This window comes from Methylorubrum podarium, from assembly GCF_022179745.1.
GTDB lineage: Bacteria > Pseudomonadota > Alphaproteobacteria > Rhizobiales > Beijerinckiaceae > Methylobacterium > Methylobacterium podarium.
This window is the reverse complement of sequence record NZ_BPRD01000074.1, coordinates 1-11,472: the sequence shown is the minus strand read 5'-3', so window position 1 is coordinate 11,472 and position 11,472 is coordinate 1. Positions and strand designations below refer to the sequence as shown.

Here is an 11,472-nt window from a genome sequence, read left to right as displayed (position 1 = left end):
CCCCAAAGGGCCCTGGGCAGGCGGTCGGCGGTATCGCCTTCCGCGCCGCCCAGGGCCCTTTGGGGACCGCCCTGCTCGGCGGTATCGGCCGGAGCTTTCATGTCGCCGGCACGCTCTCCTGCGACCGCTGGCGCGGCGCCGAGCGGGCTCAGGTGCGAATCTGCGACCTCGCGCCCTGTGGATAGAAACCGGGTGAAACGGATCGGTTGACACCCGATCAGACCCTCACCATAAGGGCCTCGCCCGCCGCGATCGAAACGCGGCGACCCGGTTTGGGGGAATGTCCCGAGCGGCAAAGGGGGCGGACTGTAAATCCGCTGCGTAAGCTTCGTAGGTTCGAGTCCTACTTCCCCCACCAAACACATCCCGCGAAAGACGTCGGCGGCCTGCGGCAGTTCATCCGCCCCATCGTCCGTGCACGCGGCTGACGATGCTCGACGCGCACCGCTTCCTCTTTGTCGTTCAGATCCGGCATGACGTCGGTGGCATGTGCGCCGCGACAGGAATCTGTTCATAGATTCAGGTGTCTGCGCGAAAAACTAACGTGCGTTAGTTCCGCGAGCTTTGCCGAGCGTTAGGTTGCGGCGGCCAGGCCAAGGAAGCTCAGTGTCTAACCCGCTCGTTCGCAAGCTGGAAAACTTCGTCCGCCTGTCTCCGGAGGAGAAGCAGGCCCTGGAAAAGATCGCCCAACCGACACGACGGTTGGGCGCGCGTGAGGACGTGATCCGCGACGGCGACCGGCCTCGCCACGTCAACGTCGTCCTCGAAGGGTGGGCCTGCCGCTACAAGCAGCTCGAGGACGGCCGGCGCCAAGTCATCTCGATCTTCCTTCCCGGTGATCTGTGCGATCCGCACGTCTTCGTCTTGCGGAAAATGGATCACTCGCTCGGGACACTGACCTCGGTGGTGCTCGCCGAGATCTCCGAGGCCGCCATCCGGGACATCGCGCTGCAATATCCGCGCGTGGCGGAGGCGCTCTGGTGGGAAATGCTCGTGACGGCGGCGATCCAGCGCGAGTGGACCGTCAGCCTCGGCCAGCGTCTGGCGACGGAGCGCCTGGGACACCTCTTCTGCGAGCTGTTCCTGCGGTTGCGCGCCGTCGGCCTGACGAGCGAGACGAGCTGCGAGTTCCCCATCACCCAGGCCGATCTCGGCGACGCGATGGGCCTCTCGACGGTGCACATCAACCGCACCCTCAAGGAGCTGCGGGCGGCGGGCCTGATCCGCCTGCGCGGGCGTCAGCTCACCATTCCTGATTTTCCCGCCCTTCAGGCGGCCTCGCTGTTCGACCCATCTTATCTACATTACGAGCGTGATCCATCGGTAGCGGACGACGATTGATGAGCGGCTTTAGCCGATTCATCCTCTTGAGGTCAGCGAACGGCTAAACCATGAACCAGGATCCGCGGGACGCACGTATCGAGGAGCTGGAGGCCGAGAACCGGCGCTTGCGCCGCTTCCTCGACGAGAAGGGTCTGCCCGCAGAGCTGCGCCACAAGGTGCGCAACACGCTGTCGATGCTGCGGGCGATCATCCGCCGCTCGGCCGAGACGAGCGACTCCGTGGAAACCTACGTCGCCCATCTCGACGGGCGGGCCGATGCCCTCGCCCGCGTGCTCAACGCCCTGATGCGGAGCGTTCCCGAGGGGATCAGTCTGCACTCCCTCGTCGCCGACGAGCTTCTGGTGCATCTCGCGCGGGAGGGTGAACAGGTCGCGATCGCGGGACCGAGCCTCCGCCTGCGCTCCGGAGCGGCCGAGGTCTTCGCCATGGCGGTGCACGAGCTGGCCGTGAACGCCGTCGAGCACGGCGCCCTGACGGTGCCCCAGGGCCACATCCGCGTCACCTGGACGCTGTCCTCGCCGACGGAGGCGAGCGGGTCCCCGCCAAAGCTGACCTTCATCTGGGAGGAGAGCGGTCTCGAAGACGTCGCGCCGTCGCCGACGCATCGCGGGTTCGGTTTCGAAGTCCTCGAACGCAGCCTGCGCTACGAATTGAAGGCGGATACCGACCTGACCTTCGAGCCGCACGGCCTGCGCTGCACGATCAGCCTGCCGCTTCCGTCCCAGATCACGGTGGTCGAGGACGAGGAGTAGCGCCGCCGCGCCGGATCCGTCGACGATCGAGGCGCGACGTCCGATCTCCGTCGGATCTGCGGCCGATCGGGCACACCGGACCGTTGTCCGCTCACCATTTCTCGATCAAGCGGTGTGCCAAGCGTGGCCGGGGTAGCCCGGCGGGTGATCGACGGGTACTTAACATCTGGATGCTTTCGTGGAGGCATCGCCCCGTCACGAACCAGAGATCCCACCGCGCGAATGCATGTCCGGATGAACTGCCTGCTGCGTTCGCCGGCCCTCGGTGGCGTTCTTCTGGGTGTGGCGGCGCTGATGGTCCTGCCGCAGCGGGCGCAGGCCTTCGATCTGTTCGGCCTGTTCGATTCCGAGGAGGAGCCGCCGGCACCGAGCGCCGGGGCGCTGCCCTACAGCCTGCGGATCACCGGCACCGACGACTCGGACATCCTCCGCGCGCTTCAGGATACGTCGACGCTCTACCGCCTGCGCCAGGAGGCGCCCCCGGACGGGGAGGGGCTGGTCCGGCGCGCCGAGGCGGATCTGCGCCGCCTGACCGATGTCTTGTCCGGCTACGGCTACTATCAGGGAACGGTCGCGATCCGCATCGACGGTGTCCCAGTCGGCGGGGAGGCGTCGCTCGCCGCCGCCTCCCGTGCCGCGGAGGGCACGCGCGGGCGGGCGCTGGTGCCGGTCAAGATCGCCGTCGATCTCGGCCCCCTCTACACCCTGCGCAGCGTCCGCGCCCTCGATCCGCGCGGCCGTCCCTTCTCGGACGAGGTGCTGCCCGGGCGCTTCACCCGCACCGACGACGACGTCCCGGCCCGCTCGGCCACGGTGCTGGCCCGCGAGGCGAGGATCGTCGACCGCTTCCGCGCCCTCGGCCATCCCTTCGCCAAGGCGGTGAGCCGCGACCCCGTCGTGGACGACGCGGCGCACGTCATGGACGTGACCTTCACCATCGATCCCGGGCCGATGGCTGGGCTCGGCGAGGTATCGGTCAAGGCGACCGACGGCATCGATCCGGCGGGGATCCGCTCGTTCATCTATTCCGAGCCCGGCGATCCCTACTCGCCGAAGGCGGTCGCCGACATCCGTCGCTCGGTGGCCCGCATCGAGGGCCTCGGCGCGGTCCGCGTGCGCGAGGGCGAGGCTCTCGATGCACAGGGCAACCTGCCGATCTTCGTGGAGGTGAGCGAGCGCGAGCGCAATCTCATCGGCGTCGCGGCGCGCTACTCCACCGTCGACGGACCGGGCGTCCGGGCCTACTACGCCAACCGGAACCTGTGGGGCGGCGGCGAGACGCTGCGGCTCGACGCCGACATCTACTATCTCGGCCTCGGCTACGATCCGTTCGCGACCCAGCGCAAGCTCGCGGGCATCGACACGACCGGGCTCGGCGGGCGCCTCTCCGCCACCTTCGTGAAACCGGCGCTCGGCGGCACCCGCAACGATCTCCTGGCCAACATCTTCGTCACCCGCGAGGTGCAGCAGAGCTACTTCGTGGACGCGGCCGGGGCCTCGGTGGCCCTGCGCCACCGCTTCTCCGACACCTTCTCCGCCCAGATCGGCCTCGACGGGCAGGTGGGCCGCTCGAAGGACGCCATCGGCACGGTCGATTACCGGCTGATCGGCGTGCCGCTCTCCGTCACCTACGATTCGACCGACAGCCTGCTCGATCCCACCGAGGGCTTCCGGGTGATCGCCTCCGCGGCGCCCTATCCCGGCTTCCTCGGCTCGGATCCGGGGATCTTCGTCGCGAAGGCCCAGGGCTCGACCTATTACGCCCTCGACGACGAGCGGAAATACGTGCTCGCCGGACGCCTCGGCTTCGGCTCGGTCTCGGGAGCGCAGCTCGACGAGATCCCCGACAATTTCCGCTTCTTCGCCGGCGGCGGCGGCTCGGTGCGCGGCTTCGCCTTCCGGACCCTCGGCCCGCGCGGGCCATTCAACCTGCCGATCGGCGGGCGCAGCCTGCTGGAAGCCTCGATCGAGGCCCGCATCAAGATCACCGACACGATCGGCATCGTGCCGTTCTTCGACGCGGGCACCGCCTTCGCCTCGACGCTGCCGGATTTCGATGAGCGTATCCGCAAGGCGGCGGGCATCGGCGTCCGCTACTACACCGGCATCGGTCCGATCCGCGCCGACCTCGCCTTCCCGCTCGACCGGATCAAGGGAAACCGCGAGTTGCCGGCTGCCCTGTACATCAGCCTCGGACAGGCGTTCTGAATGGAAGTCCCGCGTCGCCGGCACCACCGCGATCCGTCCCGCCGCGCGGGGGAGGGGCGCCGCCGCGCCGGTGCGAGGGGGATCCTGGCGGCCGCTCTCCTCTCGGCCGCCCTGCTGTTCGCCGCCTTCTTCGCCACCGACGACACCCGTGCCGCGGACGGCGAGAAGACCGCGCTCGGCGGGCTCCTGTCCAAGGCGCTCTCGACCCCGTCGTCGCAGGTCTCGATCGGGGCCGTCGACGGCGCGCTGTCGTCGGACGCCACCATCCGCAACGTCGTCATCAGCGATTCCGACGGCCCGTGGCTCAAGCTCGACCGCGCCCGCCTCGTCTGGCGCCGCCTCGCGCTGCTCTCCGGCCGGCTCGAAGTCGACAGCCTGGAGATCGGCCGGCTCGAAGTGCTGCGCAAGCCGGTGCCCGGCCCGACGCCGGCGGAAGCCGAGCCCGACGGCAGCCTCCTGCCGGAGCTGCCGGTGAAGGTCGAGATCAAGGGCTTCACGCTGACCGAGCTGGTGCTGGGCGAGGGCGTCGCGGGCCAGCCCGCCCGGCTCGCGGGCAGCGGCAAGGCCAAGCTCGGCAATCCCTCGGAAGGGCTCGACGCCAGCGCGGAGTTCCGCCGCCTCGACGCGGCCGGCCGCTTCCTCGCCCGGCTCCTGTTCGTGCCCAAGGGCGAGCGTCTGGAAGTGAAGGCGTCCCTCGTCGAGCCGGAGGGCGGGCTCCTCTCGAAGGCGGCGAACCTCCCCGGCACGCCGCCGATCAACTTCGACCTCGACGGAAGCGGCACCCTCGACGCCTTCAACGCGAGGCTCGATTTCGACGCCGGCCCGGAGATCGGCGCCAAGGGCGGCGCGCGCCTCTCGCGCATCGGCAGCGACCGGCGCCTCAGCCTCGACCTGACCTCGCGCATCGAGGGCCTCGTGCCGGGCCCGGCCGCGGCGATCTTCTCCGGCGAGACCAAGCTCGACGGCGGCATGGCCTTCTCCGATACCGGCGCCTTCCGCATCGACCGGCTCGACCTCGCCTCCCGCACCGCGCGGCTCGGGATCGGCGGCACCCTGACCGCCGGCCGGGTCGCGGATTTCACGATTTCCGCGCGCGCCGTTCCCACCGAAGGCGGTGTGACCAAGGCGGCCGAGGCGGAACTGGAAACCCTGGTCTTCGACGGCAGCCTGAAAGGGCCGCTCGCGTCGCCGCGGGTGAAGGGCAACCTCAAGGCCGCCGGCCTGCGCACGAAGGAATCGAGCCTGGAGCGCGTCGAGGCCGTGCTGAGCGTCGAACCGACGGGCGCCGACACGGCGCAACGCTTCGCCGTCACCGCCGACGCGGCGATGGACGGTCTGCGCCTCGCCGACCCGGCCCTGCGCCGCGCCGTGGGCAGCCGTGCCAAGCTGACCCTGCGCGCCGCCGCCGGCTCGGACGGCATCCTCGACGTCACCACCCTGACCGTCGAATCCGACACCGCCCGCGCCGCCTATGCCGGCCGCCTCGGGCAGAACACCCTGACGGGCACGGTCGAGGCGGCGCTCGCGGATATCGGCGCCTTCTCCGGCGTGGCGGGCCGCACGCTCGCCGGCCGCCTCGATGCCAAGGCTTCCTTGAGCGGCGACCCGGCCCGCAAGGCTCTCTCCGCCGACCTCGACCTGCGCGGCGGCGGCCTTGTCCTCGGCGAGGAGACCGCCGACCGGCTCGTCGGCCGTGCTCCGGTGCTGACGGGGCGTGTTTCGCAGACCTATGACGGCTACGGGTTTGACCGCCTGCGCTTCGAGGGCGCGGGGTTTGTCGCCACCCTCCAGGGGCAGGCCAATGCCAGGACCGCCGACGTGGCCGCCCGCGTCGACCTCAAGAACCTCTCCGCCCTCGACGAGCGGCTCGCCGGCCCGGCGAGCGCCGACGCGCGGCTGACGGGGTCACTCCTGAAGCCCGCCCTCACCGCCGCGCTCCGCGCCCCGGACGTGACCGCCAACGGGCGACCGATCCGGGATCTGCGCCTCGACGCGGTGCTGAGCGATCTGCGCGACGCCCTCGACGGCACCCTGCGCCTGACCGGCGACATCGCCGGCAAGCCGCTGCGGGCCGAGGCCCACATCGCCCGGCCGAGCCGAACCGACTACGCCCTCGACCGGCTGGCCTTCGCCCTCGGCTCCGTCACCGCGGACGGGCGTGCCGTGGTCGATGCCGACAGTCTCCTCGCCGAGGGTGCCCTGACGGTGCGGGCCGGCGATCTCGGTGACCTGTCGCCCCTCGCCCTTGCGCCCATGGGCGGCAGCCTCGACGCGGCGGTGACGCTCTCCCGCGCGGGCGGGCGCCAGGACGCGGCGATCCGCGCCGTGGGGACGAACCTGCGCTACGACACCTTCGGTCTCGCGAAGCTCGACGCGGATCTCACCGGCCGCGATCTGCGGGCGCATCCGGTCCTCGACGGCCACGCCGCCCTCGACCGCCTCGTCGCAGCGGGCCAGGGCATCGATACGGTGCGGCTTACCGCCAACGGCACGGCGGCGGCGAGCGACATCACGCTCACCGCCCAGGCCCGCGGCTTCGCCCTCGACGGTGCCGCGCGTCTGATCCCGGCCGCGCGCACGCGGATCGAGATCGCCCGCTTCTCGGCGCAGCGCGGCGGCGACCGTCTCGCCCTCGCCGGCCCCGCCGCGATCACCCTCGACCAGGGCTCCGCGCTGATCGATGGGCTCGTCGTCGCCGCCGGTTCCGGGCGGATCACCGTCCAGGGCCGCGCCGGGTCCGATCTCGACCTCAAGCTCGGCATCCGCGCCCTGCCGCTGTCGCTCGCGCGGATCGCGAGCCCGACCCTCGCTCTATCCGGCACGCTGGAGGGCGAGGCCGACCTGCGCGGCCTGGCCGCGCGGCCGGAGGGGCGCTACGCGCTCTCCGTCGCCGGCCTCGTCACGCCCGAGACCCGCAAGGCCGGCCTGCCGCCGATCACGGCGCGGGCGAGCGGCCGGCTCGCCGACGGCGAGGCCGGCATCGACGGGCGCGTCTCCGCCGGGCGCGGCGCCGAGGTGGCGGTGACGGGCACGGTGCCGGTCGAGGCCGGCGGCGGCTTGAGCCTGCGCGCCCGCGGCACCCTCGACGCGGCGCTCGCCAATTCCATGCTGAGCGTCGGCGGCCAGCGGGTCGCGGGCCGGGTCGCCCTCGATGCCGGCGTGACCGGTACGGTGGCGGCGCCGAGGGTGGAGGGCTCGGCGACGCTCTCCGGCGGCAGTTTCGCCGATCCGCTCAACGGCATCCGCCTCACCGACATCCAGGGCCGGGTGACGGGCCGCGGCGACACCGTCGTCATCGAGCGCCTGACCGCCGCGACCCGCAACGGCGGGCGCCTCTCGGTGGACGGACGCGTGGCCATGGAGCCGGCCTCGGGCTTTCCCGGCAATCTGCGCATCACCGCCGACCGGGCCGAACTGGTGTCGAGCCCGCTGATGACGGCAGTGTCGAGCCTCAACCTCGCCCTGTCGGGGCCGCTCGCCCGCAGACCGATGATCAAGGGGCGGGTCGATGTCGTCTCCATCGACGTGTCAGTGCCCGATCGCCTGCCGGCAACGGTCCAGCCCCTGCCGGGGATCCGCCGGGTCAACGTCACCCCTGAGGTGCGCGAGCGCCTCGCCAAGCGGGCCGAGCGCAGGGCGCAGATCGAGGCGGCGAGCCGCCGGAAGAAGGCGGCCCCGCCCTTCGATGCGAGCCTGGACGTGACCGTGAGTGCGCCGAACCGCATCTTCGTGCGCGGGCGCGGCATCGATGCCGAACTCGGCGGCGCGTTGCACGTCACCGGTTCGTCGCGCGACCCGCGGGCGAACGGCGACTTCGCCATGCGCCGCGGGGTCTTCAGCCTCGCCGGACAGCGCCTCGACTTCACCCGCGGCCGGGTGTTCTTCGCGGGCGATCTCGCCCAGCCCGATCTCGACTTCGCCGCGGAGACCAAGGCCGCCGACGTCACCGCCCGCGTCGCGGTCACGGGACCGGCCTCGCAGCCGGTCTTCGTGCTCTCCTCCGATCCGAGCCTGCCGCAGGACGAGATCCTGTCGCGCATCCTGTTCAAGAAGGCGGCCGCCGGCCTCTCGCCGTTCCAGGCGCTGCAACTGGCCCAGGCCGTGGCACAGCTCTCCGGCGGGGCGGGAGGGCCCGACGTGTTCGAGGCGGCCCGCAAGGGGCTCGGTCTCGACAGCCTCGACGTCTCGACGGGCGCGAGCGGCGGCCCGGCGGTCGGCGCCTCGCGCTACATCAACGACCGCATCAGCGTCGGCGTGAAGGCCGGCGCCAAGCCGGCCGACACCGCCGCGACGATCAATTACGACGTGACGCGACGGATCAAGCTCAACGGCGAGGCCGGCAGCGACGGCCGCACCTCGGTCGGCGTCGGTGCGGAGTGGGAATGGTAGGCGGGCGTCCGGTCGCCGGAACTCGCCCGCCCCCTCGAAATCGGCGGCGAAGCGCGCCTACGGCTCCTTGAAGCCGTAATCCGGCACGCCCTCGTCGTTGCCGTAGTACTTGTAGGGCAGGAACTTGCCCGACATGGCGAGCTTCACCCGGTCGCCCTTGTTGTTGGGCTCGCGCTCCATCGTCATGTTGAAGTCGATCGCCGACATGATGCCGTCGCCGAACTCCTCCTGGATCAGCTCCTTCCAGGTGGTGCCGTAGACCATCACCAGCTCGTAGAAGCGGTAGATCAGCGGGTCGGTCGGCGGCATCTGCGGGATCGAGCCGCGATAGGGCGCCTCGTTGAGCATGCGCTCCTCGGCCTGGCTCAGCCCGAACAGTTCGGCGGCCTTCGCGGCTTGCGCCTTGGGCAGCTTCATCTGGCCCATGCAGGCGGCGGTGATGAGGATCGGCGAGACGCCGCCGATCTCGTCCTGGATGTACTTCCAGGTCCAGCCCTTCTCGCGCTTGATGTCGAGCAGCTTCTCGGTGAGGTCTTCGCGCTTCATGCTGGTCTCCCGTCCGGCAAAGGGGCTGGTTTCGATCAGGTTGGCCGTCCGGAGGTTTGGGGGCGAAACTTCCGAACGGCCGGTCCGCTCCTGCCTCTTGGGATGGCCCGGAGCGGATCTCGAATGACGCGGGGGACATCCCGCCGCGTCGTCGACGAGCAGATCCGCAAGCGACGTGCCACGTCGGCCGGCAGGAACAACAGGAGCCGAAACAACATCTTAGTGAAGACTGGCCAGACTACGAGATTTCGCATATGACGAAATCTCGTAGGAGCAATACGAAATTCCGTGGTGACGCGACAGGGGCTCGAGCCGACGACAGCGACGCTTTACGGCCCCGCTTTCGATGAGAACGGCGAGGCGATGCTCGTGTTCGAGCCGTTGGCCGATCGCATCGCCGCCGCCAACTCCGCCGCCGCCCGGCTGCTCGGTCATTCCCAACCGGCGCTCCGCACGATGGCGGTGAGCGCGCTCCATCCCGATCAGCGGCCGGCGCTCGTCGTGTTCACGCAGGCCGTCCTCGCCGAGGGACACTGGCGGACGCAGGCCCTGACGCCGCGCCACGGCGCCGGCAAGACGCTGCGCCTCGAATATTCCGGTTGCGTGCTTTCCGGCGGCCCTGCACGGCTCCTCGTCACCCTCTACGACCTCGACGAGCGCGACCGCCGCCGCATCGATGGGGAAGCCGAAGAGCACATGCGCGCCGGCCTACCCGAGTGGCAGCGCATGGAGCGGATCTTTCGCGACATCGAGCGCGGCAACCGGCTTATCCTGCGCGCGGCGGGGGAGGGGATCTACGGCGTCAACGCCGACGGCCTCACCACTTTCGTCAACCCGGCGGCGGAGCGGATGCTCGGATGGCGCTCGGCCGAGCTCGTGGGCAAGGACATGCACGCCACCGTCCACCACACCCATGCCGGCGGCGCGCATTACCCGCACCGCGACTGCCCGATCTACGCGGCCTTCCGCGACGGCGCCGTGCATCAGGTCGACGGCGAGGTGTTCTGGCGCAAGGACGGCACCTCGTTCCCCGTCGAGTACACCTCCACGCCGATCCGCGAGGGCGGCCAGTTGCTCGGCGCGGTGATCGTGTTCCGCGACGTCAGCCAACGCCGGGAGGCGGAAGAGCGACTGAAGCAGGCGCTCGCCGAGGTCGACTCCCTGCGCGAGCGCCTGGAGCAGGAGAACGCCTACCTGAAGGAGGAAATCCGCGCCGAGAGCCGGCATCAGGGCATCATCGGCCGCAGCCCGGCCATCGCGGCGCTGCGGCACCAGATCGATGTGGTGGCGGGCACCGACGCGACCGTCCTCGTTACCGGTGAATCCGGCACCGGCAAGGAACTTGTCGCCCGGGCGATCCACGACGCGAGCCGCCGCGGCGGCCGGCCGCTGATTCGCGTCAACTGCGCGGCGATCCCCCGCGAGCTGTTCGAGAGCGAGTTCTTCGGCCATGCCAGGGGTGCCTTCACCGGCGCCCTGCGCGATCGGACCGGACGCTTCGAACTCGCCGACGGCGGCACGCTGTTCCTCGACGAGGTCGGCGAAATCCCGCTCGACCTCCAGGGCAAGCTCCTGCGCGTCCTGCAGGAGCGGCAGTTCGAGCGCGTCGGCGAGGAGCGCACCCGCAGCGTCGATGTCCGCCTGATCGCCGCGACCAACCGCGACCTCAAGGAGGAGGTGCGCCGCGGACGGTTCCGCGAGGATCTCTACTTCCGCCTCAACGTCTTCCCCGTCGCCTCGGCGCCCCTGCGCGAGCGCCGCGAGGACGTGCCGCTGATCGCCCAGCATTTCCTGGAGGCGGCGGCGCGGCGCCTGAACCGCCCGGATCTCCGGCTCACCGAGGCCGACGCCCGCCGCCTGGCCCGCTACGACTGGCCCGGCAACGTGCGCGAATTGGAGAACGTGATCGAGCGTGCCGCGATCCTCGCCGAGCGGGGACGGCTGCGCTTCGACCTGCCGGAGGCCCGCGGCGCCGGCCCGGAATTGCGGGTAACGGAGCGCCCCACGGATCTCGGTCGGCTCCTGACGGAGGAGGAGCGGCGCGCCCGCGCCCGCAGCGAGATCGAAGCGGCGCTGCATTTCACCGGCGGAAGGATCTTCGGTGCCGGCGGTGCCGCCGAACTCCTCGGCCTCAAGCCGACCACCCTGCGCTCGCGCATGAAGGTGTTGGGGATCGGACGATCCTGACGGGCGGGAGGGCGCGTCGGATCGGTCGTCCGTTTGATCGCTTCGG

General features: G+C 70.8%; 7 protein-coding genes and 1 tRNA gene. 7 read left to right on the top strand and 1 reads right to left on the bottom strand.

All coding sequences use genetic code 11. From position 1 onward, the window contains the following. From MFF42_RS03920 to MFF42_RS03895, 6 genes are all read left to right on the top strand, one after another. Positions 1–185 (top strand): hypothetical protein (locus MFF42_RS03920; RefSeq protein WP_238254581.1); only part of this gene is annotated, 185 nt, incomplete at its 5' end. A gap of 89 nt (positions 186–274) precedes the next feature. Further along, a tRNA-Tyr gene (locus MFF42_RS03915) sits at positions 275–358 on the top strand. 248 nt (positions 359–606) lie between these two features. After that, complete coding sequence (locus MFF42_RS03910) at positions 607–1,341, top strand: Crp/Fnr family transcriptional regulator (protein WP_238254580.1); 735 nt, start codon at positions 607–609, stop codon at positions 1,339–1,341. Positions 1,342–1,391: 50 nt separating this feature from the next. Next, positions 1,392–2,096: an HWE histidine kinase domain-containing protein gene (locus tag MFF42_RS03905; protein ID WP_238254579.1), complete on the top strand. Its 705-nt coding sequence runs from the start codon at positions 1,392–1,394 to the stop codon at positions 2,094–2,096. 222 nt (positions 2,097–2,318) lie between these two features. Next, positions 2,319–4,304, top strand: coding sequence for an autotransporter assembly complex protein TamA (locus MFF42_RS03900; RefSeq protein WP_238254578.1), 1,986 nt, complete (start codon positions 2,319–2,321; stop codon positions 4,302–4,304). Further along, positions 4,305–8,693: a translocation/assembly module TamB domain-containing protein gene (locus tag MFF42_RS03895; protein WP_238254577.1), complete on the top strand. Its 4,389-nt coding sequence runs from the start codon at positions 4,305–4,307 to the stop codon at positions 8,691–8,693. A gap of 57 nt (positions 8,694–8,750) precedes the next feature. Here the strand turns inward: MFF42_RS03895 and cynS are convergent, their stop codons facing one another. Beyond that, entirely contained in the window at positions 8,751–9,239 is a 489-nt protein-coding gene (gene cynS, locus MFF42_RS03890) for a cyanase (protein WP_238254576.1), read from the bottom strand. A 363-nt stretch (positions 9,240–9,602) separates the two neighbouring features. Between cynS and MFF42_RS03885 the strand changes: the two genes are divergently transcribed. After that, on the top strand, positions 9,603–11,426 hold the full coding sequence (locus tag MFF42_RS03885; protein WP_238254582.1) for a sigma-54 interaction domain-containing protein: 1,824 nt from the start codon (positions 9,603–9,605) through the stop codon (positions 11,424–11,426). Positions 11,427–11,472: the final 46 nt, after the last annotated feature.

Excerpts from the sequence above, each read along its gene's own strand:
- MFF42_RS03905 (WP_238254579.1), top strand. The coding sequence starts at position 1,392 with ATGAACCAGGATCCGCGGGACGCACGTATCGAGGAGCTGGAGGCCGAG.
- MFF42_RS03885 (WP_238254582.1), top strand. The coding sequence starts at position 9,603 with ATGCTCGTGTTCGAGCCGTTGGCCGATCGCATCGCCGCCGCCAACTCC.
- MFF42_RS03895 (WP_238254577.1), top strand. The coding sequence starts at position 4,305 with ATGGAAGTCCCGCGTCGCCGGCACCACCGCGATCCGTCCCGCCGCGCG.
- MFF42_RS03900 (WP_238254578.1), top strand. The coding sequence starts at position 2,319 with ATGCATGTCCGGATGAACTGCCTGCTGCGTTCGCCGGCCCTCGGTGGC.
- cynS (WP_238254576.1), bottom strand. The coding sequence starts at position 9,239 with ATGAAGCGCGAAGACCTCACCGAGAAGCTGCTCGACATCAAGCGCGAG.